This window comes from Tepidimonas fonticaldi (assembly GCF_001675355.1).
Lineage (GTDB): Bacteria > Pseudomonadota > Gammaproteobacteria > Burkholderiales > Burkholderiaceae_C > Tepidimonas > Tepidimonas fonticaldi.
This window is the reverse complement of record NZ_LZDH01000014.1, coordinates 1-23,559: the sequence shown is the minus strand read 5'-3', so window position 1 is coordinate 23,559 and position 23,559 is coordinate 1. Positions and strand designations below refer to the sequence as shown.

Below are 23,559 nucleotides of genomic sequence, written 5' to 3'. Positions count from 1 at the left end.
GGTGGCCGAGCCGGGCTCAGTTTTGCCGCCAGGGCAGCCCCCGGTGGCGCCAGCCCCCGAGGTGCCCGCGCTGGCCGCGCTCGTCGGGATCGCCCTCGAAGCCTTCCAGCACGTTGTAGGCCGTGGCCCCCAGCTCGGTGGCGCGGCGCGCCGCGGCGATGGAGCGCGCCCCGCTGCGGCACAGCATCAGCAGCGGCTTGCCTTCGGCGGCCAGCTGGCGCACGCCATCGTCGAAGGCGGGATTGGGCTGCATGCCCGGCCACTGCTTCCACGCCAGCGCCTGCGCGCCGGGCACGTAGCCGACCCACTCGCGCTCGGCGTCGGTGCGCACGTCCACCAGCACGGCGCGGCCTTCCTGCACCCAGCGCCAGGCCAGCTCCGGCGCCACGTCGCCAGCGTAACCCTGCGCCGGGCGCGGCACCTCGCGCTCGGCGCCGTCCGCGTCGTGGCGGATGCCACCGCGCAGGTTGGCCGGCACCGCCTCGTCCATGCGGCGCGGCCGCGGCAGGCCCAGGTGCTCCATGATGGCCACGAACTCCGCCAGCGACTTGCCGGCCAGGCGCGGGTTGTGCGCCTTCTCGTGCCCGATGGTGGAGTGGGTGCGGCCGTGGTAGTCGTGCCCGGGCCAGACGATGGCCTCGTCCGGCAGCGTGAACAGGCGCTCGGTGATGCTGCGGTAGAGCGCCTCGGCGCTGCCGGACTGGAAGTCGGTGCGGCCGCAGCCGCCGATCAGCAGCGTGTCGCCGGTGAAGACGTGCGTCTGGCCATCCACCTGCCAGACGTAGCTCATGCTGCCGGCGGTGTGGCCGGGGGTGGCCAGCGCACGCAGCCGCTGCGCGCCGAAGGCGAGTTCGTCGCCGTCGTGCAGCGCGCGGTGCACGGTGGTGATGCCGCAGGCCGCCGGTGCCGCGGTGTGGGCGCCGGTGTGCTCCGCGAGCTTGAGCGCGCTGGTGATGTGGTCGGCGTGCGCGTGCGTCTCCACCACCCAGACGAGCCGCAGGCCGTATTCGCGCAGCACCTGCAGGTCGCGCTCGAGCTGCTCGTCCACCGGGTCGATGATGACCGCCTCGCGCGTGTCGGCGTCGAACAGGACGTAGGTGTAGGTGCAGGAATCGGGATCGAAGCGCTGGATCGGATGCATGGCGCCGATGGTAGCGGCTCGCGCCCGCAGACGCGATCCACGAGCCCCACAAACACGCCCCGGCGGGCGTCAGGCAAAGCGGACCAGCAGCTCCGCCACGTCATCCGGCGGGGTATCCCCCTGGGCCATGACGCAGCCCACCATCATGAAGAACGATTTGTCCAGCGCCTTGCGCGCCGCCGCCAGTTGCTGGGCGACTTTTTCGCAATCCGTGTCGGCCTCGATGAGGCGCTGGATGCCGCGCAACTGCCCCTCGACACGCTTGAGGCGCAGCAGCAGGGCTTTCTTGCGATCGGGGTCTTGGACGGATTGCATGGCAAACGGCGAAAGCGGCGATGGGCTCGGTCTTTATACTCCATATGGTATTCAAGCGTTGCCAAAAGTCAACGGATGCGCAGACTTTTCACACGGCGTGGGAAATTTTCGCGATTGCGGCTGCTGTAGGGCGCGGCCGTCGCCGCTGGCGCCATGGCTGCTCCGATGGTGGCCGTGGCGCAAACGACGTCGCTGCGCTTCCAGTCCACCTGAAGGACATCTTCCACGAGTACGCCAACGACTTCGCCAAGAAGGTCAACGACATGGCGGGCAACCGCCTGAAGATCGAGGTGCTGCCGGGCGGCGAGATCGTGCCGGCGCTGGACCGCGGCCTGATCGACGGCGCCGAGTTCAACAACGCCTCCTCCGACCGCATCCTGGGCTTTCCGGACGTGGTCAAGAACTGCATGCTGCAGAGCTTCCATCAAAGCGGCGAGCAGTTCGAGATTCTGTTCAACAGGACCAAGTACGACGCGCTGCCGGCGGAGCTGAAGTCCATCATCGACTATGCGGTGCAGGCCGCCAGCGCCGACAGGAGCTGCAAGGCCGCGCACCGCCACTCGCAGGACTACCTGGATGCTGGACAGCCAGCGCGCCTTTGTCGAACGCGCCGGCGGCTGGTGGAACGACGACACGGTCGACTTCAAGATGGCGTGGAACCACTACTTCCTCCGCCCGGCCGGCAAACAGGGCTGATGCGCCGCGAACCGTGGTTTGGTTTCAGCCTGATGGGCCTGATGATGCTGGCGCTGGTGGTGGTGGCCATCATGCGCGGCTTCCCGACAGCGTTCACGCTGATGGGCATGGGCATCATCTTCACCTTCTTTGCCTACCACTCCGGCGGGCAAAGCGCGGCCGGCGCGGTCAAACAGACGCTGGACCTGATGGTGCAGCGGGCGTTTTCGGCCATGAGCAACGACGTGCTCATTTCGATCCCGCTGTTCGTTCTTCATCGGCTATCTGGTCGAGCGCGCCAACCTGATCGAAAAGCTGTTCAAGAGCCTGCACCTGTCGATGGCGCGTGTACCGGGGTCGCTGGCGGTGGTGCAGTTGTACGCAGGGGCCTTCGTCCCCGGCCTGATGCTCGCCGGGCTGTACGTGGTGTGTATGTGATCGTGCTGGCCAAGCTGCGGCCGCACACCATGCCGCCGCTGCCGGCGGAGCAGCGCATCGTGCCGCTGCCCCCGCTGACCGCGCGGCTGGCGCATCCAGATCCTGGCCATCGTGCTGCTGTATCTGTTCCCGGACATCGGGCTGTGGCTGCCCAAGGTGCTGTACGGTTGAGCCCCGCCCCGGCGGGGCGGGTGGCGGTTGGTTCGGCGCGGGTTCTCGGCTAATATTGACGTTTACGTAAACGTCAATACCCACCCGCCCCCGGCCCGCAGGCGATTGCGCCGCGGCATGCGCCCTCCGAGGAGACCTCTGCATGACCAACCTGTCCGCCGAATTCCAGGCCCTGGCCCAGTACCGGCCCACGCACAAGGTGCGCTTCGTCACCGCCGCCAGCCTTTTTGACGGTCACGACGCGGCCATCAACATCATGCGCCGCATCCTGCAGAGCATGGGGGCGGAGGTGATCCACCTGGGCCACAACCGCAGCGTGGACGAGGTGGTCACCGCCGCCTTGCAGGAGGACGTGCAGGGCATCGCGGTCAGCTCGTACCAGGGCGGGCATGTGGAGTATTTCAAGTACATGGTGGATCTGCTGCGCCAGCGCGGCGGCGAGCACATCCAGGTGTTTGGGGGCGGCGGCGGCGTGATCGTGCCCAGCGAAATCCGCGAGCTGATGGACTACGGCGTGGGCCGCATCTACAGCCCCGAAGACGGCCAGCGCATGGGCCTGCAAGGCATGATCGGCGAGATGGTCATGCGCTGCGACCGCGACCTCTCGCCCTATGCGCCGCGCGACATCGCGGCCATCCAGGGGCACAGCGACGCCGCCTGGCGGGCGCTGGCGCAACTGATCACGGCGGTCGAGAACGGTCAGGCCGACCCCAACCTGCTGGCGAGCGTGCGCGCGGCCGCGGCTGACACACGGGTGCCGGTGCTGGGCATCACCGGCACGGGCGGCGCGGGCAAGAGCAGCCTGACCGACGAACTCATCCGCCGCCTGCGGCTGGACCAGGACGATGCGCTGCGCATCGCCGTCATCAGCATCGACCCGAGCCGGCGCAAGAGCGGCGGCGCCCTGCTGGGCGACCGCATCCGCATGAACGCCATCGGCCCGTGGCAGCAGGGCCCGCGCGTGTACATGCGCAGCCTGGCCACGCGCGACTTCGGCAGCGAAATCTCGGCCGCCCTGCCGGACGTGATCGCCGCCTGCAAGGTGGCGGGCTTCGACCTCGTGATCGTCGAGACCTCCGGTATCGGCCAGGGCGACGCCGCCATCGTGCCGCACGTCGACGTGCCGCTGTACGTGATGACGCCGGAATTCGGCGCGGCCAGCCAGCTCGAAAAAATCGACATGCTGGACTTCGCGGAGTTCGTCGCGATCAACAAGTTCGACCGCAAGGGCGCGCTGGACGCCCTGCGCGACGTGGCCAAGCAGGTGCAGCGCAACAAGGAGGCCTGGGGCAAGCGGCCGGAGGACATGCCGGTGTTTGGCACCATGGCCGCGCGCTTCAACGACGACGGCGTGACCGCGCTCTATCAGGCGCTCAAGGCCCGGCTGGCCGAGCTGGGGCTGAACCTGCCGCTGGGCGTCGAGGGCGGCCGGCTGCCGCGGGTGGACGTGCGCCACAGCAGCAACCAGACCCCCATCGTGCCGCCGGCGCGCACCCGCTACCTGGCCGAAATCGCCGAGACCGTGCGCAGCTACAAGCGCAAGGTCCATGAGCAAGCCCGGCTGGCGCGGGAGATTCAGCAACTCCACGCCACGGCCGCGATGCTGCGCATCGGCAAGGCCGGCCGCGCCAAGGCGGCCGAAGCCGTGGACGAGCTGGCCCAGCAACGGCAGGAGCGGCAGGACCCCGCCGCCCGCAAGCTGCTGGCGCAGTGGCCCGCCATGCAGCAGGCCTATGCGGGCGACGAGTATGTCGTCAAGATCCGCGACAAGGAAATCCGCACCCAGCTCACCCACACGACGCTCAGCGGCAACAAGATCCGCAAGGTCGTGCTGCCCAAGTACGAGGACCACGGCGAGCTGCTCAAGTGGCTGATGCTGGAAAACGTCCCCGGCAGCTTCCCGTACACCGCGGGCGTGTTCGCTTTCAAGCGCGAGGGCGAGGACCCGACGCGCATGTTTGCAGGCGAGGGCGACCCGTTCCGCACCAACCGGCGCTTCAAGCTGCTGTCGGAGGGGATGCCCGCCAAGCGGCTGTCCACCGCCTTCGACTCGGTCACGCTGTACGGCGCCGACCCCGACCCGCGGCCGGACATCTACGGCAAGGTCGGCAACTCCGGCGTGTCCATCGCCACGCTGGACGACATGAAGGTGCTCTACAGCGGCTTCGACCTGTGCGATCCGTCGACCAGCGTGTCCATGACCATCAATGGCCCGGCGCCCACCATCCTGGCCATGTTCATGAACACCGCCATCGACCAGCAGATGGACAAGTTCCGCGCCGACAACGGGCGCGACCCGACCGACACCGAAGCGGCCAAGATCAAGGAGTGGGTGCTGGCCAATGTGCGCGGCACGGTGCAGGCCGACATCCTCAAGGAAGACCAGGGCCAGAACACCTGCATCTTCTCGACCGAGTTCAGCCTCAAGGTGATGGGCGACATCCAGGAGTACTTCGTCCACCACAACGTGCGCAACTTCTACTCGGTGTCGATCTCCGGCTACCACATCGCCGAGGCGGGCGCCAACCCGATCTCGCAGCTGGCCTTCACGCTGGCCAACGGCTTTACGTTCGTCGAGGCGTACCTGGCGCGTGGGATGCACATCGACGACTTCGCGCCGAACCTGTCGTTCTTCTTCAGCAACGGGATGGACCCGGAGTACACGGTGCTGGGCCGTGTGGCGCGCCGCATCTGGGCGGTGGCGATGAAGGAAAAGTACGGGGCCAACGAGCGCAGCCAGAAGCTCAAGTACCACATCCAGACTTCCGGCCGCAGCCTGCACGCGCAGGAGATCGCGTTCAACGACATCCGCACCACGCTGCAGGCGCTGATCGCGATCTACGACAACTGCAATTCGCTGCACACCAACGCCTACGACGAGGCGATCACGACGCCCACCGAGGAGAGCGTGCGCCGCGCGATGGCGATCCAGCTCATCATCAACCGGGAATGGGGGCTCGCGAAGAACGAGAACCCGAATCAGGGTGCCTTCATCATCGACGAGCTGACCGAGCTGGTGGAGGAAACCGTGCTGGCGGAGTTCGAGCGCATCGCTGAGCGGGGCGGCGTGCTGGGCGCCATGGAGACCGGCTACCAGCGCGGCCGCATCCAGGACGAGAGCATGCACTACGAGATGCTCAAGCACACCGGTGAGCTGCCCATCATCGGCGTCAACACCTTCCGCAACCCGCATGGCGACCCGATCCCCGAGTCGCTGGAGCTGGCCCGCTCCACCGAGGCCGAAAAGCAGTCGCAACTGCAGCGCCTGCGCGACTTCCACGCCCGCCACGCGCACGAGGCGCCGGCGATGCTGCAGCGCCTGAAGGACGCCGTGATCGAGAACCGCAACGTCTTCGAGGTGCTGATGGACGCGGTGCGCTGCTGCTCGCTGGGGCAAATTACGCAGACGCTGTTCGAGGTGGGCGGCCAGTACCGGCGCAATATGTGACGCCCCTGCAGGCGCGGCGTGTGCGTGGGATACTCGCCGGATGCTCCTGTTGTGGCGTACCTCTCTGGCCGACTCTGGCAACCTGCGCAGCATCGCCGCCATGCTGGCGGCGGTGGCTTTTTTTGCGCTGATGGACACGGTGCTCAAGCACCTGACGGCGCACTATCCGCCGGCGCAGGTGGCGTCGATGCGCGGCTGGGTCGCGCTGCCGCTGGTCATGGCGTATCTGACCTGGCGGCGCGCCTGGCACCGGGTGTGGCGGGTGCGGTGGCCGCTGCACGCCATCCGAGGCGTGCTCGCGGTGGTCATGCTCACGGCGTTTGCCTACGGCGTGTCGTCGCTGCCGCTGGCCAACGCTTACACGCTGTTTTTCATCGCGCCGCTGCTGATCACACTGCTGGCCATCCCCATTCTGGGCGAGCGGGTGCGGCGCGCGCACCTGGCGGCCATCGCTGCGGGACTGGTCGGCGTGGTGATCGCGCTGCGACCGACGCCGGATGCCTTCCTGGGGTGGGCGGGGCTGGCCGTGCTGCTGGCCGCGGGGGCGTATGCGGCCTCTGCCGTGCTGGGGCGGCTGGCTTGCCGCACCGACGCCCCGGAGAGCCTGGTCTGGTGGTCGATGGTGGCGCTGGCCCTGGGGGCGGGCGCCCTGGCCGCGCCCCATTGGAAGCCCGTGGCCGCGGATCACCTGCCCGCGCTGGCGGCCTTGGCCGTCACGGGCTTTGCCGCCCAACTGGCCATCACCGAGGCTTTTCGCCACGGACAGGCCTCGGCCGTGGCGCCGTTTGAATACACGGCCCTGGCCTGGGGCGTCGCCTTGGACGCGGCGATTTGGGGGGTGTGGCCCGATGCGCCCACGCTGGTGGGGGCGTCGGTGGTCATCGCCGCGGGGCTGTACCTGATCCGCCACGAACGGCTGCACGCCCGGCGCGACCTGCACACCAACACGCCGCACCCCTGACGGCGCGCAGCCCGGCCGGGGCGGCACGGGCGCTCCGGGCACCCCGCCACCGGTCAATCGATCGGCCAGGCCACGCCCTGATCGGTCAGGATGGCGTCCAGCGGCACATCGTGCGGCTCCGGCGCCAACCACGGCAAAAAGCCGTGCGCATACGCCAGCCCGACCGTGAACGGGCGGGGGCGCAGCGCCGCCAGCGTGCGGTCGTAAAAGCCGCCCCCGTAGCCCAGGCGTGTGCCGCCCGGGCCATACCCCACGCAGGGCACGAACAGCAGCGTCGGCTCGACCACCTCGGTGTCCTTGGGCTTGGGGATGCCGTAGGCGTCCTCCTCCATCGGACAGCCGGGGTACCAGACATGAAAGCGCAGCGTCTGCGCCACCTTGTCGATCACTGGCAGGGCGATGCGGCGGCGCTGCCGGGCGCTGGAGGCGTCCTCGACGTTGGCGGCCTCCTGCCAACGGTGCAGCGCGGGCAGCGGGTCGAACTCGCCCTTGATCGGCCAGTAGGCCCCGATCACCGCATCGGGCCGCTCCACCATCCACACCCGCATGACGCGCTGCAAGGCCTCGTTGCGCGCCAGCCGGTCGGACAGGCGCAGCCGCTCGGCCACCAGCCGCTGGCGCCACTGCCGCTTGCGGGCTGCGGGATCGGTCTCCTCGCCCTGGCGTTCGGGGTCGATGTTCTCCATAATCGCCTTTATGGGTCTGGTACATGTGCGCCGCTGGGCGCTGGCTTGGGGCAACACCGTCGCGGGGGTCACGACAGAGGCCGCTGCCATCTTACCGTCCCGCCGCTGGGCGGCACTCGCCTGCGTCGCGGTGGCGCTGCTGGGCGCCCCCCCGCTGTGGGCGGCCAGCGACACGGCGGCGCGCGCGGCAGCCGCGGAGCGCGCGCTGACCGAGATGCGCGCCGCCTTCCAGAAAGGCGAGGCCAGCCGCCTGGCCAGCCTGCTGCCGCAGGTGCAAGGGCATCCGCTGGAGCCGCTGGCCGCCTACTGGGCGCTGCGGGTGCGGCTGGACGTCGCGAGTGCGGACGATATCCGCCTCTTTCTGACGCGCTGGCGCGGCACCTACTGGGAAGACCGGCTGCGCAACGACTGGCTGCTGCTGCTGGGCGCGCGCCGGGACTGGCCGACGCTGCTGCAGGAGGTGGCGGCCTTCCGCATGAACGACGACGCCGAAGTGCGCTGCTACACCGCGCTGGCGCGCCTGGAGACCGGCTTGGTCGCCCCGGGCGACATCGCGGCCGAGGTGCGCGACACCTGGCTGGCACAGCGCGCGGCCGCACCCGGCTGTGCCGCCGCCGCGGGGCGGCTGATCCAGGCCGGTGCGCTAACGCCGGATGTGGCCTGGCAGCGCGCGCGCCTGGGCGTGGAGGCGGGGCGGCTGGCCATCGCCACGCAGGCGGTCGGGCTGCTGAATCCCGAATGGGTGCCGCTGGTGGAGCGGGCCTACCAGTCCCCGCAGCGCTATCTGGACGACAAGGTGACCGCTTTGCGCCACCGGACCAAGGAAATCGTCACCCTGGCGCTGATCCGGCTGGCCACGCAGGACCCGTCCGCCGCCGCGGAGGAGGCCGCGCACCTGCGCTGGCGCGCCCAGCTCACCGCCGAGGAACGGGCCTGGATCTGGGGTGCCATCGGCAAACGGGCCGCTCTGCGGCTGTCGGACGATGCGGTGCGCCACTTTGCCCGGGCCGACGACGCCCTGCTGCCCGACGACTGGCGGGCGTGGAAGGTGCGCGCCGCCCTGCGCGCCGGTGACTGGGCCACCGTGCGCCGCACCATCGAGCACATGGGCGACAAACAGCGCCAGGACCCGACCTGGACCTACTGGCTGGCGCGCGCGTTGCACGCCAGCGGCCGGCCCGAAGACGCCGCCGCCGCCCGCGAGGCGTATGCCCGCATCGCCGGCAGCGCCGGTTTTTACGAAAAGCTGGCCGCCGAGGCGCTGGGGCAGCCCTTCACCCTGCCGCCCGCCCCGCCGCCGCCCACCCCGGCCGAGCGCGCGGCCATCCGGGCCAACGCCGGCCTGCAGCGGGCGCTGCTGGCCATCGAGCTGGGACTGCGCAGCGAGGGCGTGCGCGAGTGGCAGTACGAAATCGCGCTGCACACCCCCGGCGGGCTGAGCGAGCGCGAGCTGCTGGCCGCCGCGGAATGGGCGTGCGAGCGGGCCGTGTGGGACCGCTGCATCAACACCAGCAGCCGCACCCGCGACGCCATCGACATGGCGCAGCGCTTTCCCACGCCGCTGCGCGAGCTGGTCGTGCGCCGCGCGCGCGAGATCGGGCTCGACCCCGCCTATGTCTACGGCCTGATCCGGCAGGAAAGCCGCTTCGTCAGCGATGCGCGCTCCCACGTCGGGGCGTCGGGGCTGATGCAGGTGATGCCCGCCACGGCGCGCTGGACCGCGCGCAAGATCGGCCTCAACGGGTTCGAACCCAGCCAGATCACCGACCCCGAGGTCAATGTGCAGATCGGCACCGCCTACCTCAAGCTGGCGCTGGACGACTTCGAGGGGTCGATGGCGATGGCGGCGGCGGCCTACAATGCAGGGCCGGGACGCCCGCGCCAGTGGCGCCAAGGGCCGGAGCTGGAAGCCGCGGTGTGGATCGAGAATATTCCGTTCGACGAGACGCGCGACTACGTCAAGCGGGTGCTGTCGAACACCACGGTCTACGCCGCCATCCTGACCGGTCAGCCGCAGCGCCTGAGCAGCCGGCTGGGGCGCATCGGCCCCCGTCTGGCGACGGCCCGGGCGCCTGACACGGATCTGCCGTGACGGCGGCCGCAGCGCCCGATACGGCCCCTGCGTAACGAGGACACCATGAAACACGTGCTGGTACTGGGCGGCACCGGCTTTGTCGGCCGCCACGTCTGCGAACAACTCACCCGCCTGGGCGTGCGCGTCACCGTGCCGACCCGCCACCCCGAACACGCCAAGGCCGTGCAAATGCTGCCCATGGTGGATGTGGTCACGGCCGACGTGCACCACGACCGCGTGCTGGAGCGGCTGCTGCCCGGCCACGATGCGGTCGTCAACCTGATCGCGGTGCTGCAGGGCAACCGGCGCCGCTTCGAGCAGGTGCATGTGAGTTTTCCGCAGCGGCTGGGCGAGGCGATGCTGGCGGCCCATGTGCGCAGGCTGGTGCACGTCAGCGCGCTGGGCGCCGATCCCGCGGGGCCATCCCTTTACCAGCAAACCAAGGGCGAGGGCGAAGCCGTCCTGCAGCAGATCGCCACGGCCGGCCTGGCCCTGACCGTGCTGCGCCCCAGCGTCATCTTCGGTGCCGAGGACCGCTTCCTGAACCTGTTCGCGCGGCTGCAGCGCAGCCTGCCGGTGGTGCCGCTGGCCGGGGCGGATGCGCGCTTCCAGCCGGTGTGGGTGGGCGACGTGGCGCAGGCCATCGTCACCTGCCTGCAGCGCGACGACACCATCGGCCGCACCTTCGAGGCGGTCGGCCCGGAGGTGTGGACGCTGGCGGACCTGGTTCGGCTTGCCGGACGGCTGAGCGGCCACCCGCGGCCGGTGATCGGCCTGCCGCGGGCATTGGGCTACTTCCAGGCGCTGCTGATGGAACTGATGCCGGGCGAGCCGCTGCTGAGCATCGACAACCTGCGCTCGATGGAGGTGGACAACGTCGCCAGCGGCACCCTGCCGACCTTGACCGACCTGGGCCTGACCCCCAGCGCGGTGGAACCGGTGGCGGCCCGCTATCTGGACCTGGACGGCCCGGCCGATCCCCTGATCGCCATCCGCCGCACCGCGCATCAACGCCGGTAAAAAAGGGGCCGCCGCCCCGAGCGGCTGGCCGGCCATCACCTGGCTGAGGCTGCCGTTGGCGATCGCCGGCACGCCGCCGTACTTGCCGCGCGTGGCGTCCAGCGCCACCGTCAGCGCCGGGGTCAGCTGCACCGCCACGCCAACGCCGTAGTTCTCCGGGATGTCGAAGTCGCCGCCGCCGGCGAACAGCCCCTTGTACTTGTCGAAACGGCTCATGTCGGTCTTGGGCGAATAGGCCGCGCCGACCGTCACGCGGTCGCCGAGCTTGCCGAAATAGCCCAGGCGCACCCCGATGCCGGTGCTGGTGTCCTTGCCGCGGTTGGTGACGTCGCCAGGCGACTGCGACATCATCGAAAAGCCCTGCAGACCGTAGGCCTCGAAGCGCTGCAGCACCAGCAGCGGCGAGATGCCCAGCGCATGCCCGTCGGCCACCTGGTAGGCCAGCGTCGGCGCCACGATCAGCTGCATCAGGTCCACGCCCAACTTGCCCTGCCCGCCCATCAGGTTGACGCCATTGGGAAACGGCGCGTACGAGGTATTCATGCCGCCGTTGCCGTACACCGTCACGCCCAGCGCCAGCTTCTCGGACAGCTTGACGTTGGTGCCGAATGCCGGAATCGGGAACGCCGTGCGGCCGCTTTCCACCACCGGCGTCTGTCCGACGAACTGCGCGTCGCGGTAGGGGCGGAAGATCTCGGCGCCGGCGCCGGCGCCGTCCTCCAGCTTGCCGATCGTCGCGACGGTGCCGCAGCCGGTGGTGGCGCCCACGCTGACCACCAGCATCAGCGCGGCGGCTCCTCACCGCCAGGTTTGACGAAATGGGCTCATGTCCTCTCGCTCCTGCGCCCCTGGGGGGCTTTGATTTAAATCAAGACGGTGACGGCTTAGCGAGGCCGGCGGACCAACCGCATCGGCATTTACCCTAGAGGGTAGGGCTTCAAGTCGGTGACCACGCTCCACGCCGCGGCCGGCGTCCTGCCCAGCACGGCGGTTTTTTGGCACACTCGTGGTCCCACAGCGAATACCCGAAGGGCGTCGACATGAGTGACTCCACCGCAAGCGGCGACTGCCGCTCGGCCGAAGCAAACCGGCCCGACTCGCCGCCGTCGCGCTACCGCAACGAGCACCAGCGGGACGTGGTCAACCGCCTCAAGCGCATCGAGGGCCAGGTGCGCGCCCTGATCGAGATGGTGGAGTCCGGCCGCCCGTGCGAGGACGTCGCCCAGCAGATGTCGGCGGCGCGCAAGGCCATGGACAAGGCCTTCTTTCGCATGATGGCCTGCTCCGTGATGGAGTCGGTGGCCGTCTCCGACGACGAGACGATGCGCGAGGTCGAACGCTCCACGCGCATCCTGGAAAAGTACGCCTGACGACGGCCGCGGTGGAGATTTACCTGGTCGGCGGCGCAGTGCGCGACGGCTTGCTTGGGGCTTTTCACCTGGCGCACCAGCGGCCCGACGGCACCGCCCACGCCGACCGCGACTGGGTGGTGGTCGGCGCCACGCCCGAGGCGATGGTGGCGCAGGGCTTTCTGCCCGTGGGGCGGGACTTCCCCGTCTTTCTGCATCCGATCACGCGCGAAGAGTACGCGCTGGCGCGCACCGAGCGCAAGACCGCGCGCGGCTACCATGGCTTCGACTTCTTCGCCGACCCCGGCGTGACGCTGGAGCAGGACCTGGCGCGGCGCGACCTGACCATCAACGCCATGGCGCTGCCCGCCGCGGCGCTGGATGCGCACGGCCGTTTCGATCCGGCCGATCCACGCTTGATCGACCCCTATGGCGGCCAGCGCGATCTGCGCGAGAAGGTGTTGCGCCACGTCACACCGGCCTTTGCCGAGGACCCGGTGCGCATTCTGCGCATGGCGCGCTTCGCGGCGCGCTGGCCGGACTTTGCCGTGGCGCCGGAGACGATGGCGCTGATGCGCGCGATGGTGGAACACGGCGAGGTGGACCACTTGGTGCCCGAGCGGGTGTGGCAGGAGCTCTCGCGCGGGCTGATGGAGCAGCGCCCCTCGCGCATGCTGGCGGTGCTGCGCGAGTGCGGAGCCCTGCGCGTGCTGCTGCCCGAGGTGGACCGCCTGTGGGGTGTGCCGCAGCGCGCCGACTACCACCCGGAGGTGGACACCGGCGTGCATCTGGGGATGGTGCTGGACATGAGCGCCCGCCTGGGTGCCCCGCTGGCCACCCGCTATGCCTGCCTGTGCCACGACCTGGGCAAAGGCACGACGCCGCAGGACGTGTTGCCCCGCCACATCGGCCACGAGGAGCGCAGCGTCAAACTGCTGCGCGGGGTGAGCGAGCGCTGGCGCGTACCGCGCGACTGCCGCGAACTGGCCGAGGTGGTGGCGCGCGAGCATGGCCACATCCACCGCTGCGACACCCTGAGCGCCGCCGCCACCCTGCGCCTGCTGGAGCGGTGCGACGCGCTGCGCCGCCCCGAGCGGTTCGAACAGGTGCTGCTGGCCTGCGAATGCGATGTCCGCGGGCGCCTGCACCACGAAGCGCACCCCTACCCCCAGGCCACCCGCTTGCGGGCCGCCCTGCGCGCGGCGCTGGCGGTGGACACGGCCACCGTGGCGCAGCAGACGCAGGCCCGCCACCCCCATGCGCGCGACCTGGGCCTGCGCATCCGGGCGGCCATCGAACACGCGCGCCAGCACGCCGTCGCCGCGGCACTCGCGGCTTGAGTGCCGCCCAGCCAGGGCCGGGCGGCGGGGTTCACTGCGCGCGGGCCAGGGCGGCCCCCACCCACCGCACGATGTCGGCCTGCCCCATGGCGCCCGCCTGACGGGCGACCTCGCGACCGCCGATGAACAGGGCCAGCGTCGGGATGCTGCGGATGCCAAAGCGCGCCGCCAGACCCTGCTCGTCCTCGGTGTTGACCTTGGCCAGCCGCACGCGCGGCTCCAGTTGCCGCGCGGCTGCCTCGAAGGCCGGGGCCATCATGCGGCACGGGCCGCACCACGGGGCCCAAAAATCCACCAGCACCGGAATCTGGCTGCGCCCAACGTGGCGTTCGAAGGCCTCGGCATCCAGCGCGACGGGGTGCCCATCGAACAGCGGGCGGTGGCAACGGCCGCAATCCGGCGCCTGGTCGAGCTGGTCGGCCCGGACCCGGTTGGTGGTGTGGCAATGGGGACAGACGATGTGCAGCGGCTCGGCGGTCATGCAGCGCTCCAGGCAAAACGGTGATGCCCCTCAGATGGGGTGCAACGCGGCGGATTCAAGAGATACCCCCGCGGGTACACCACCCCCACCCCGCCCGAGCGCGTGGGCGTCAAATCCAGCGCGCGATCGCCGAGGCCAGCAGGCTCAGCACGATGGTGCTGGTCAGCGGGATGAACCACTCGCGCCCGAACAGGCGGAAGTGCAGATCCCCCGGCAGGCGCCCCAAGCCCAGGCGGCGTAGCAGCGGCGTCATCCAACTGATCAGCACCAGGGCCAGAAAAATGACGATCATCCAGCGGATCATGAGCAGCCTGCGTCACAGGGTGTGGGTGCGGTCACCGTGGGCAAAGCCCATCGGCACCCAGCCCCGGCTGCTGGCGCGCGGCGCCAGGCCGATGACCTTGAACAGCTCGCCCATCTCGTGCTCATGCACCAGCTTCAGGGTCGCGGCGCGCTCGGGCAGCGGCGCCTCGTCCAGGCCGTCGAGCACCCCGGCATTCAGCAGAAAACGCCCCTGGCTGGTGTAGCCCAGCACCTCCAGCCCCACCTGCTGCGCCGCCAGGGCGATGCCGGTGAAATTGACGTGCGCGGTGATGTCCTTGCTGCCCACGTCGCTCAGTGGATCGGCATCGGCGCGGTGCGCCCGGTGGCACATCAGCGTGCCCATCGCGCGTTGGGGGTGGTAGTACTCGTGCTCGGGAAACCCGTAGTCGATGAAGAAGGCCGCCCCGCGCCGCAGACGCTCGCCCACGGTGCGCACGAAGGCTTCGGCCTGCGGGTGCACTTCGGTCAGGTAGTCGTGCTCGCCCGGGATCTCCAGTGGCGGCCGGCGGTCGGTGGGTCGGTCCGCCCAGACCAGGCGCGCGGCGCTCGCATCCCACGCCACGCCGCGCTCGTGCCAGCGGCCGCCGACCCGGTGCAGCAGGGTCACGGGCATGGCGTCGAGCACCTCGTTGCCGATCAGCACCCCCTCCAGCGCGTCCGGCAGGCGGTCGTGCCAGGTCACGCGGTCGGCCCAGGGCGCCAGCCGCTCGGCCTGGCGTTCGCGCAGCGCGGCCGACAGCTCGACGATGTGGTAGCGCACGGCCTGAGCCCCCCCGGGGTCGGCCGCGGCCAGACCCGCCAGCACCTGGGCCGCCAGCGCGCCGTTGCCGGCGCCAAACTCCCACACCGCACGGGTGTCGGTCGCCCGCAGCGCCTGCGCCACCGCCCGCGCCAGCGTGGCGCCAAAGCGCGCGCTCAGCACGGGCGCGGTGACGAAGTCGCTGCCATCCCCAGGGCCGGTGCCAAAGACGGGCGCGCCGCGCGTGTAGTACCCCAGCCCCGGCGCGTACAAGGCCAGGGCCATGAAGCGCTCGAACGGCAGCCAGCCGCCGGCGGCGGCAATCTCGGCCACGATGCGCTCGCGCAGAATCCCCTGCGCCTGGGGGTCACCCGGTGCGGCTTGCATAATCGGCCCCAATTGTCGCCGTGATCGTGGCCGCGTTCATGGCCGCAGACGCCCCCGGACACCCCGCACCCGCACGTTCCGACCCCTCCCATGACCGTTGCCGTCCCCTCGACACCCCGCTGGGCTCTGGTCACCGGCGCCGCGCAGCGCCTGGGGCGCGAGATCGCCCTGGCCCTCGCCCGCCAGGGCTGGCACGTGGCGGTGCACTATCACCGCTCGGCCGACGCCGCGCAGCGCACGGTGGCCGAGCTGCAGGCCCTGGGGGTGAATGCGGTGGCCGTGGCGCAGGCGCTGGACGCCCCGGGCGCCGCAGACGCGTTGCTGGCCGCCGTGCGCACCGCCACGGGGGCCATCCCCCGGTGCGTGGTCAACAACGCCTCGACCTTCGAGCCCGACGCGGGCACCGACGTCACCGAGGAGGGGCTGCTGCGCCAGTTGCGCGTCAACACGGTGGTGCCGGTGCTGCTCGGCCGGGCGCTGTGGTCGGCACTGGACGGGGCGGACGCGCAGGCGATCGACGCCGCACCGGGGGCGTACAGCGTGGTCCATGTGCTGGACCAGAAGGTGCACAACCTGAACCCGGACTACTTCTCGTACACCATCAGCAAGCTGGCGCTGGAGCGCACGGTGGCATTGCAGGCGCAGGCGCTGGCGCCGCGGGTGCGGGTGTGCGGCGTCTCGCCCGGGCTGATCTACGTCAGCGGCCCGCAGTCGGAGGCCAATTTCCAGCGGGCGCGCTGCGTCAACCTGTTGCGCGCGCCCATCGACCCCGCGCGCGTGGCCCAGACCGTCGCCTTTCTGGCCGACAACCCCAGCCTCAACGGCGCCGTGGTGCCGGTGGACAACGGCCAGCATCTGGTGCCGCTGGCCCGCGATGTCATGTTCGTGGTGGGAGACGACGCGCCATGAGTTCCGCCCTGCTCGCCTTCGCCGCACTGGACCCGCGGCTGGCCACCGAATGCCGCGCCATGCGGCTGGTCCGCCACGAGCGGCCGGTGCGCATCGGCATCCACGACTTCGAACGCACCGGCGCGCAGCGGCTGTGGTTCGACGTCGATCTGTGCGTGCGGCTGGCGCATGCGCCGGCGGCGCGCGACCACATCGGCGAGACGCTGGATTACGACTTCATCCGCGAGGTGATCGCCGAGCTGGCCGAGCGCCAGCACTTCGAGCTGCAGGAGACGCTGTGCGACGCGATCGTGGCGCGGCTGGCGGCGCAGCCCGGTGTGCAGGCGGTGCGCGTGGCCACCCGCAAGCCCGACGTCTACCCCGACTGCGAGAGCGTCGGCGTCGAGCGCGTCCACCTCAACCCGTGGTGAGCCCGCCATGACCCGCCCCGACACCGCCGCGGCCGCCGACACCGCGCGCCAGAAAATCGGCCGCCAGGTGCTGGCGCTGACCGGCCTGCGCTTCAACGCCAACCTGGGCATCCTGGAGCACGAGCGCCAGGGGCCGCAGCCCATCCAGGTGGATGCCGAGCTGAATCAGGGCTTTCAGCCGCTGATGCCGCACGACGACGACATCCACCATGTGCTGGACTACCGCAAGGTGCGCCAGATCATCATCGACGAGTGCACCGCCGAGCACGTCAACCTGCTGGAGAGTCTGATCGGCAAACTCGCGCACCGGCTGATGCAACTGCCCGGTGTGATCGGCGTGCGCGTGCGCATCGCCAAACTGGAAATCTTCGACGACTGCGAGGTGGCGATCCGCATGGAATGCGGTCAGTGGTGAGCGCACGCGCGCCGTTTGCGGGACAATCGCCGACCGATTCCGCCACACATTCCGCCCCATGGACGTCGCGTTCGAGAACCGCAAGCTGGAAAAGCGCCTGTGCCGCTTGGTCGGCCAGGCCATCGACGACTACCGCATGATTGAGGACGGCGACCGCGTGATGGTCTGCCTCTCGGGCGGCAAAGACAGCTACTCGCTGCTGGACATCCTGATGCGGCTGCAGCGGCGCGCGCCGGCGCGCTTCGAGCTGATCGCCGTCAACCTCGACCAGAAGCAGCCCGGCTTTCCGGCCGAGGTGCTGCCCAACTACCTCAAGGGCCTGGGCATCCGCTTTCATATCGAGACGCAGGACACCTACTCCATCGTCAAGCAGGTCATCCCCGAAGGCAAGACGATGTGCAGCCTGTGCAGCCGGCTGCGCCGCGGCATCCTCTACCGCGTCGCGCGCGAACTGGGCGCCACCAAGATCGCGCTGGGCCACCACCGCGACGACATCCTGCAGACGCTGCTGCTCAACATGTTCTTCGGCGCCAAGCTCAAGGGCATGCCGCCCAAGCTGGTCAGCGACAACGGCGAGCACGTCGTCATCCGCCCGCTGGCCTACGTGCCGGAGAAGGACCTGATCCGCTGGGCGCAGGTGCGCCAGTTCCCCATCATCCCCTGCACCCTGTGCGGCAGCCAGGACAATCTGCAGCGCAAACAGGTCGGCGACCTGCTGCGCGAGTGGGACCGGCGCTTCCCCGGCCGCATCGACAACATGCTCAAGGCGCTGCAGAACGTGGTCCCCAGCCATTTGATGGACCGCGGGCTGTACGACTTTGCCGGCGTGCGCGCCACCGGCCGCCCGGATGCGGACGGCGACCATGCCTTCGATGCAGAGGAACTGCCGATGCCGCAGCCTTTTGCCGCCACGCCGGACGAGGACGATGCCCCGCCCGACACACCGGGCCCCGAACGCCGGGTGTTCGCCCTGACGCCGGAGGGCTGATGTGACACGCGCCCGGCGATGGGGGTGGCTGGGGGCGCTGCTGGCGGCCGCGGCCCTGCTGGGCGGCTGCGCCACGCCGCTGCGGCTGGAGCACACCGTGCGCAGCCAAGCGGCCTGGGCGCCGACCGCCCGCCCCGCCACCGGCGACCGCTACCTGTTCGAGCGCCTGCCATCGCAGCGCAGCGGCGACGCCATGCGCGAGCAGGACGCCCTGGAGTCGCTGGCCGAGCCGCTGCTGGCCGCCAAGGGTTTGCAGCGCGCCGAGGCCGCGCCCGGGGCGGGGGTCAGCGCCGTGCCGTGGGGCGTGCAGCTGGTCGCGCGCTCGGTCAAGTACCCCTACGCGCCGTGGGACGCCCCCGAGCCGCGCCCCGGCTGGATGCCGTATGGCCAGGTCATCGTCGGCCGCGGGGTCGTCACGTCGCTCGGCCTGCAGTGGCAGGTGCGCCCGCCCTACTATGTGCGTGAGCTGGCGCTGACGGTGCGCGACCGCCGCAGCGGCGAGGTGGTGTACGAAACCCGCGCCACGCAGGACGGCCCGTGGGCCGATGCGCCGACGCTCTGGCGCGCGCTGCTGGAAGCGGCGCTGGAGGGCTTTCCCGATCCGCCCCCCGGCCCGCGCCGCGTGGTGATCGAAGCGCCCCGGCCCTGAACCGTCCCGGGGGCTTATCCCCAGTGGTGGATCACGTCGACGCGGCCGCCTTGGCCAGCACCTGGCGCAGGGTCTCGGCCAGTTCCTTGGCCGCGAACTTGGCGACATAGCCGTCGGCGCCGGCGCGCTGCACATGCTGCTCGTTGGTGTCGCCGGTCAAGGACGAGTGGATGATGACCGGTATCGTGCGCAGCGCCGGGTCGCCCTTGATGCTGCGCGTGAGGGTGAAGCCGTCCATCTCGGGCATCTCCAGATCGCTGAGCACCACCGCCACACGGTCCGTGACGGGCACGCCCTTGGCCCGGCAATCGGCGGCCAGATCCTGCAGGGTGGACCAAGCCTCCTGCCCGTTCTTGGTCATGATGTAGGGCAGGTTCAGCGCCTTGAGCTCCTGCTCGATCATGGTGCGGGCGACGAAGGAATCGTCGGCCGCCAGCACCACCGCACCGGGCTTGAGGCGCGGCCCGGTGCCCACGTCCTCTTTCTTGACTTCCAGGGCCTCGCTGGGCATGACGCGCTGCAGGATGGACTCCACGTCCAGCACCTGCACCAGCTTGACGCCGCCCTGCCCGTCGTCGAGCCGCGCGATGCTCGTGACCAGCCCGCGCGCCACCGACGCCGTGTGGTCGGCCGGCAGGATCTTGCCCCAGTCCAGCCGCACGATGTCCTCCACCGACTCGGCCGCAAAGGCTTGGGTAGAACGGGCAAACTCCGTCACCAGCATGAGGTTTAGCCCCGTCTCGGGCGTGCAGCCGATGACCGCCGGCAAATCGATCACGGGGATGACCTGGCCGCGCAGGTTGACCATGCCCAGCACATGCTGCGGCGCGCCCGCCATGGCCGTCAGCGCCGGCATGGCCACGATCTCGCGCACCTTGAAGACGTTGATACCGAACAGCTCCGCGCGCTCGCCCCCGGGCGCCTTGCCGAGCCGGAACAACAGCATCTCGAACTTGTTGGAGCCGGTCAGATTGGTCCGTTCGTCGACTTCTTTCTGGAATGCGATGCCGCTCATGGAGACGCCTTTACGGGGTTGGGGGCTGGATCGGTCTGCCTGCCATCGGGGATCGGGGCTGACCGAGGCGGCTACCATTCTAGGCAGTTCCATCGGCCCTGAGCAAGGCAACCTTCATGCACGTCACCCGCATTCTGGCCATTCGTCACGGCGAGACCGCCTGGAACCGCGATGCGCGCATTCAGGGCCAGATCGACATTCCGCTCAACGACACGGGACACTGGCAGGCCGAACGCACCGCCGCCGCCCTGGCCGACGAGCCGATCGACGCCCTCTACAGCAGCGACCTGAGCCGCGCGCGGCAGACGGCAGAGGCCCTCGCGCGCCAGCGCGGACTGGCGGTGCAGACGCACCCCGGCCTGCGCGAGCGCCACTTCGGCGCCTTCCAGGGCCGCACCTGGGCCGAGCTGGAGCAGGAGCACCCCGACGTCGTGCACGCGTGGAAGACGCGCGTGCCGGACTTCGCCCCGCCCGGCGGCGAGTCGCTGCTGGCGCTGCGCGCGCGGGTGGAAGCGACGTTCGCGGAGCTGGCCGCGCGCCACCCGGGACAGGCGATCGCGGTGGTGGCGCACGGCGGCGTGCTGGACATCCTGTACCGCGCCGCGGCGCGCGTGGACCTGCAGGCGCCGCGCGCCTGGGCGATGGGCAACGCCGCCATCCACCGCCTGCTGTGGACCGCCGACAGCGGCTTTGCGCTGCTGTCGTGGGGCGACACGCGCCACCTGGAAGAGGCCGACGAGGCCGGCCCGCGCGACGAGCAGGCCGCGGCCTGACGCCGCGCCCGCGCGGCGGCGGCCGGCGCGCCGCTCAGGCGCCGTCGTCGAACAGCATGGCGCCGCCCTGCGCCGGCGGGGCCACGCCCAGGTGGCGGTACGCCGCCAGCGTCGCGCAGCGGCCGCGCGGCGTGCGCTGCAGGTAGCCCTGCTGGATCAGGTACGGCTCGATCACGTCCTCGATCGTGCCCGGCTCCTCGCCGATGCTGGCGGCGATGTTGTCCAGCCCCACCGGGCCGCCGTCGAACTTGTGGATCACCGCCTCCAGCAGCTTGCGGTCCATCAGGTCCAGCCCGATCGGGTCCACGTCCAGCATCGCCAGCGCGCGCTGCGCGATCTCGCGCGTGATGCGACCCTGGCCCTTGACCTCGGCGTAGTCGCGCACGCGGCGCAGCAGCCGGTTGGCGATGCGCGGCGTGCCGCGCGAGCGCCGCGCGATCTCCAGCGCCCCCTCCGGCTCGATCGGCGCACCCAGCAGCCCGGCCGAGCGCGTGACGATGCGAGAGAGCTCCTCCGGCGTGTAGAACTCCAGCCGCGCCACGATGCCGAAGCGATCGCGCAGCGGGTTGGTCAGCATGCCGGCGCGGGTGGTGGCCCCCACCAGCGTGAACGGCTGCAGGTCCAGCTTGATCGAGCGCGCCGCCGGCCCCTCGCCGATCATGATGTCGATCTGGTAGTCCTCCAGCGCCGGGTAGAGGATCTCCTCCACCACCGGCGAGAGCCGATGGATCTCGTCGATGAACAGCACGTCGTTGGGCTCGAGGTTGGTCAGCAGCGCCGCCAGGTCGCGCGGCTTTTCCAGCACCGGGCCGCTGGTCTGGCGCAGGTTGACGCCCAGCTCGTGCGCGATGATGTGCGACAGCGTCGTCTTGCCCAGCCCCGGCGGGCCGAACAGCAGCACGTGGTCCAGCGCCTCGCCGCGCTTCTTCGCCGCGCCGATGAAGATCTCCAGCTGCTCGCGCGCCTTGGCCTGGCCGACGTACTCGTCCAGACCCTTGGGCCGCAGCGCGCGCTCCAGCGCCTCCTCGCGGCTGGACTCGGGCGCTGCCGACACCAGCCGCTGCCGCGGCGCGAACGCGAAGTCATCGGTCTCGATCGTCATGCCTGCCGCCTTCGTCTGGAACCCTGCGTCACTTGGCCAGCGCCTTCAGCGCCAGCTTGATACCCTCAGCCACGCCGACGCCGGCCGGCAGCCCCTTGATCGCCGCGGCGGCCTCGCGCTCGCTGTAACCCAGCGCCAGCAGCGCCTGCTGGATGTCGGCCTGCGCATCGTCCAGCGGCGCGCCGGCCGCCACCGGCCCCAGGTCGGGCGCAAGGCGCCCGCGCAGCTCCAGCAGCAGGCGTTCCGCGGTCTTCTTGCCGATGCCGGGGATCTTGACGAGGCGGCCGGCCTCCTGCGCCGCCACGGCCTGCGCCAGCTCCGCCACGCTCAGGCCCGACAGCACCGCCAGCGCGATGCGCGGGCCGACGCCGCCGATCTTGATCAGCTCGCGGAACGCCGCGCGCTCCGCCGCGGTGGCAAAGCCATAGAGCAGCTGCGCGTCCTCGCGCACCACCAGGTGCGTCAGCAGCGCCACCGGCTGGCCCAGCGCCGGCAGGCCGTAGAAGGTGCTCATCGGCACCTCCACCTCGTAGCCGACGCCGCCGCAGTCCACCAGGATCTGCGGCGGCTGCTTGTCGATCAGGGTGCCCGTCAATTTGCCTATCATTGCCCCACCTTGCGCCGCTGCGCGCCCGACCGCCACCAGGGTGGCCGGGCGCGCCGGGCCGGCGCCCTCGCCAGCCCACCTCACCGGGGATTATCCGCCTTGATCCTGCGCCACGCCTTCACCCCCACCGACGCCAGCCGGCTGGCGCACGTCTGCGGCCCGCTGGACGCGCACCTGCGCACCATCGAGGCGGCGCTGCAGGTGCGCATCACGCACCGCTTCGGCCACTTCCGCGTCGAGGGGCGCAAGGCCGCCGCCACGCAGGCGCTGGAGGTGCTGCAGGCGCTGTACGAGATCGCGCGCGACCCGGTGCCGGCCGAGACGGTGCAGCTGATGCTCGCCGGCGACAGCCCGCCGCCGCAGGCCGACCCGGCCGCGCCGGTGCTGCAGACGCGCCGCGGCGAGATCCGCGGCCGCACCGCCAACCAGGCGCGCTACCTGGCCGCCATCGCCGGGCACGACATCACGTTCGGCATCGGCCCCGCGGGCACCGGCAAGACCTATCTGGCGGTGGCGTGCGCGGTCGACGCGCTGCAGCGCAGCGCGGTGCAGCGGCTGGTGCTGACGCGCCCGGCGGTGGAGGCCGGCGAGCGGCTGGGCTTCCTGCCCGGGGATCTGGCGGCCAAGGTGGACCCCTACCTGCGCCCGCTGTTCGACGCACTGTACGACCTGATGGGCTTCGAGGCGGTGCAGAAGGCGCTAGAGCGCCAGCAGATCGAGATCGCGCCGCTGGCCTTCATGCGCGGGCGCACGCTCAACCACGCCTTCGTGATCCTGGACGAGGCGCAGAACACCACGCCGGAGCAGATGAAGATGTTCCTGACGCGCATCGGCTTCGGCTCCAAGGCCGTGGTCACCGGCGACGTCAGCCAGATCGACCTGCCGCGCTCGCAGCTGTCGGGCCTGATCGACGCCGAGCGCGTGCTGCGGCGCGTGCCGGGCATCGCATTCGCGCGGCTGACCAGCGCCGACGTGGTGCGCCACCCGCTGGTGGCGCGCATCGTCGACGCCTACGAGGCGCGCCCCGCCCCCACCCACCCCCGAAAGCCCCGCCGATGCCCAAGCCCCTGCCCCCGCTGGCCCTGTCGCTGCAGTTCGCCCGCCTCGACGGCGTCGAGGCGCACCCCGCCGCCCTGCCGCGC

The 23,559-nt window shown here is 70.7% G+C and carries 22 protein-coding genes and 3 pseudogenes; 15 read left to right on the top strand and 10 right to left on the bottom strand.

The genetic code is table 11. From position 1 onward, the window contains the following. Nucleotides 1–16: 16 nt before the first annotated feature. Both A9O67_RS02755 and A9O67_RS02750 read right to left on the bottom strand, forming a co-directional pair. Entirely contained in the window at nucleotides 17–1,141 is a 1,125-nt protein-coding gene (locus tag A9O67_RS02755) for an MBL fold metallo-hydrolase (RefSeq protein WP_068607154.1), read from the bottom strand. A gap of 69 nt (nucleotides 1,142–1,210) precedes the next feature. After that, a complete protein-coding gene (locus A9O67_RS02750) occupies nucleotides 1,211–1,456 on the bottom strand; it encodes a metal-sensitive transcriptional regulator (RefSeq protein ID WP_068607153.1) in 246 nt (81 codons plus the stop codon). Between the two features lie 129 nt (nucleotides 1,457–1,585). Here A9O67_RS02750 and A9O67_RS02745 point away from each other — a divergent pair. The 4 genes and pseudogenes from A9O67_RS02745 to A9O67_RS02730 all read left to right on the top strand — a co-directional run. After that, nucleotides 1,586–2,152, top strand: a pseudogene (locus A9O67_RS02745) (hypothetical protein); the annotation flags it as partial. Next, nucleotides 2,152–2,658, top strand: a pseudogene (locus A9O67_RS12890) (TRAP transporter large permease subunit); the annotation flags it as partial. The pseudogenes A9O67_RS02745 and A9O67_RS12890, both read left to right, overlap by 1 nt. A gap of 224 nt (nucleotides 2,659–2,882) precedes the next feature. Then, nucleotides 2,883–6,188 (top strand): fused isobutyryl-CoA mutase/GTPase IcmF, encoded by a 3,306-nt coding sequence (gene icmF / locus A9O67_RS02735; protein ID WP_068607149.1) that lies wholly within the window; start codon nucleotides 2,883–2,885, stop codon nucleotides 6,186–6,188. A 40-nt stretch (nucleotides 6,189–6,228) separates the two neighbouring features. After that, nucleotides 6,229–7,149, top strand: a complete 921-nt coding sequence (locus tag A9O67_RS02730; RefSeq protein ID WP_068607147.1) for a DMT family transporter — start codon at nucleotides 6,229–6,231, stop codon at nucleotides 7,147–7,149. Between the two features lie 53 nt (nucleotides 7,150–7,202). Here the strand turns inward: A9O67_RS02730 and A9O67_RS02725 are convergent, their stop codons facing one another. Continuing rightward, complete coding sequence (locus tag A9O67_RS02725; RefSeq protein WP_068607145.1) at nucleotides 7,203–7,835, bottom strand: 5-formyltetrahydrofolate cyclo-ligase; 633 nt, start codon at nucleotides 7,833–7,835, stop codon at nucleotides 7,203–7,205. 10 nt (nucleotides 7,836–7,845) lie between these two features. Here A9O67_RS02725 and A9O67_RS02720 point away from each other — a divergent pair, with 10 nt between their 5' ends. Both A9O67_RS02720 and A9O67_RS02715 read left to right on the top strand, forming a co-directional pair. Beyond that, nucleotides 7,846–9,927: a lytic transglycosylase domain-containing protein gene (locus tag A9O67_RS02720; protein ID WP_082955303.1), complete on the top strand. Its 2,082-nt coding sequence runs from the start codon at nucleotides 7,846–7,848 to the stop codon at nucleotides 9,925–9,927. Between the two features lie 45 nt (nucleotides 9,928–9,972). Further along, nucleotides 9,973–10,929, top strand: coding sequence for a complex I NDUFA9 subunit family protein (locus A9O67_RS02715; RefSeq protein WP_068607143.1), 957 nt, complete (start codon nucleotides 9,973–9,975; stop codon nucleotides 10,927–10,929). Nucleotides 10,930–11,127: 198 nt separating this feature from the next. Here A9O67_RS02715 and A9O67_RS14010 read toward each other — a convergent pair. Next, nucleotides 11,128–11,712 (bottom strand): annotated as a pseudogene (locus A9O67_RS14010) (OmpP1/FadL family transporter); the annotation flags it as partial. Nucleotides 11,713–11,969: 257 nt separating this feature from the next. Between A9O67_RS14010 and A9O67_RS02710 the strand changes: the two are divergent. Next, nucleotides 11,970–12,299, top strand: coding sequence for a metal-sensitive transcriptional regulator (locus tag A9O67_RS02710; RefSeq protein ID WP_082955302.1), 330 nt, complete (start codon nucleotides 11,970–11,972; stop codon nucleotides 12,297–12,299). An 11-nt stretch (nucleotides 12,300–12,310) separates the two neighbouring features. After that, entirely contained in the window at nucleotides 12,311–13,618 is a 1,308-nt protein-coding gene (locus A9O67_RS02705; protein WP_068607141.1) for a multifunctional CCA addition/repair protein, read from the top strand. 31 nt (nucleotides 13,619–13,649) lie between these two features. Here the strand turns inward: A9O67_RS02705 and trxC are convergent, their stop codons facing one another. From trxC to A9O67_RS02690, 3 genes are all read right to left on the bottom strand, one after another. Continuing rightward, nucleotides 13,650–14,099 (bottom strand): thioredoxin TrxC, encoded by a 450-nt coding sequence (trxC, locus tag A9O67_RS02700; protein WP_068607138.1) that lies wholly within the window; start codon nucleotides 14,097–14,099, stop codon nucleotides 13,650–13,652. A gap of 109 nt (nucleotides 14,100–14,208) precedes the next feature. Beyond that, nucleotides 14,209–14,403, bottom strand: coding sequence for a DUF2905 family protein (locus tag A9O67_RS02695; RefSeq protein ID WP_068607136.1), 195 nt, complete (start codon nucleotides 14,401–14,403; stop codon nucleotides 14,209–14,211). A 12-nt stretch (nucleotides 14,404–14,415) separates the two neighbouring features. Then, complete coding sequence (locus tag A9O67_RS02690; protein WP_068607134.1) at nucleotides 14,416–15,549, bottom strand: class I SAM-dependent methyltransferase; 1,134 nt, start codon at nucleotides 15,547–15,549, stop codon at nucleotides 14,416–14,418. Between the two features lie 90 nt (nucleotides 15,550–15,639). On the opposite strand from A9O67_RS02690, the gene A9O67_RS02685 reads away from it, so the two are divergent. The 5 genes from A9O67_RS02685 to A9O67_RS02665 are packed head-to-tail and all read left to right on the top strand — an operon-like array spanning nucleotide 15,640 to nucleotide 18,920. Then, nucleotides 15,640–16,458 (top strand): SDR family oxidoreductase, encoded by an 819-nt coding sequence (locus tag A9O67_RS02685; RefSeq protein WP_068607132.1) that lies wholly within the window; start codon nucleotides 15,640–15,642, stop codon nucleotides 16,456–16,458. Beyond that, nucleotides 16,455–16,868: a dihydroneopterin aldolase gene (locus tag A9O67_RS02680; protein WP_068607130.1), complete on the top strand. Its 414-nt coding sequence runs from the start codon at nucleotides 16,455–16,457 to the stop codon at nucleotides 16,866–16,868. The genes A9O67_RS02685 and A9O67_RS02680 overlap by 4 nt, the downstream gene beginning before the upstream one ends. A 7-nt stretch (nucleotides 16,869–16,875) precedes the next feature. Further along, complete coding sequence (locus tag A9O67_RS02675) at nucleotides 16,876–17,283, top strand: dihydroneopterin aldolase (RefSeq protein WP_068607129.1); 408 nt, start codon at nucleotides 16,876–16,878, stop codon at nucleotides 17,281–17,283. A 58-nt stretch (nucleotides 17,284–17,341) separates the two neighbouring features. Continuing rightward, nucleotides 17,342–18,271, top strand: coding sequence for a tRNA 2-thiocytidine(32) synthetase TtcA (gene ttcA, locus A9O67_RS02670; protein WP_082955301.1), 930 nt, complete (start codon nucleotides 17,342–17,344; stop codon nucleotides 18,269–18,271). A gap of 1 nt (nucleotide 18,272) precedes the next feature. Then, nucleotides 18,273–18,920, top strand: a complete 648-nt coding sequence (locus tag A9O67_RS02665; protein ID WP_068607127.1) for a DUF4136 domain-containing protein — start codon at nucleotides 18,273–18,275, stop codon at nucleotides 18,918–18,920. 31 nt (nucleotides 18,921–18,951) lie between these two features. On the opposite strand, the gene A9O67_RS02660 is transcribed toward A9O67_RS02665, so the two are convergent. Continuing rightward, nucleotides 18,952–19,935 (bottom strand): chemotaxis protein, encoded by a 984-nt coding sequence (locus tag A9O67_RS02660; RefSeq protein ID WP_068607124.1) that lies wholly within the window; start codon nucleotides 19,933–19,935, stop codon nucleotides 18,952–18,954. Nucleotides 19,936–20,051: 116 nt separating this feature from the next. On the opposite strand from A9O67_RS02660, the gene A9O67_RS02655 reads away from it, so the two are divergent. Further along, nucleotides 20,052–20,708, top strand: a complete 657-nt coding sequence (locus A9O67_RS02655) for a histidine phosphatase family protein (RefSeq protein WP_068607123.1) — start codon at nucleotides 20,052–20,054, stop codon at nucleotides 20,706–20,708. A 34-nt stretch (nucleotides 20,709–20,742) separates the two neighbouring features. Here the strand turns inward: A9O67_RS02655 and ruvB are convergent, their stop codons facing one another. Together ruvB and ruvA are read right to left on the bottom strand one after the other, a co-directional pair. Beyond that, nucleotides 20,743–21,810, bottom strand: a complete 1,068-nt coding sequence (gene ruvB / locus A9O67_RS02650; protein WP_068607121.1) for a Holliday junction branch migration DNA helicase RuvB — start codon at nucleotides 21,808–21,810, stop codon at nucleotides 20,743–20,745. Nucleotides 21,811–21,838: 28 nt separating this feature from the next. Further along, nucleotides 21,839–22,417, bottom strand: coding sequence for a Holliday junction branch migration protein RuvA (ruvA, locus tag A9O67_RS02645; protein ID WP_068607119.1), 579 nt, complete (start codon nucleotides 22,415–22,417; stop codon nucleotides 21,839–21,841). A 99-nt stretch (nucleotides 22,418–22,516) separates the two neighbouring features. Between ruvA and A9O67_RS02640 the strand changes: the two genes are divergently transcribed. Next, the coding region (locus tag A9O67_RS02640; RefSeq protein WP_156682234.1) for a PhoH family protein at nucleotides 22,517–23,559 on the top strand (1,043 nt) is incomplete at its 3' end.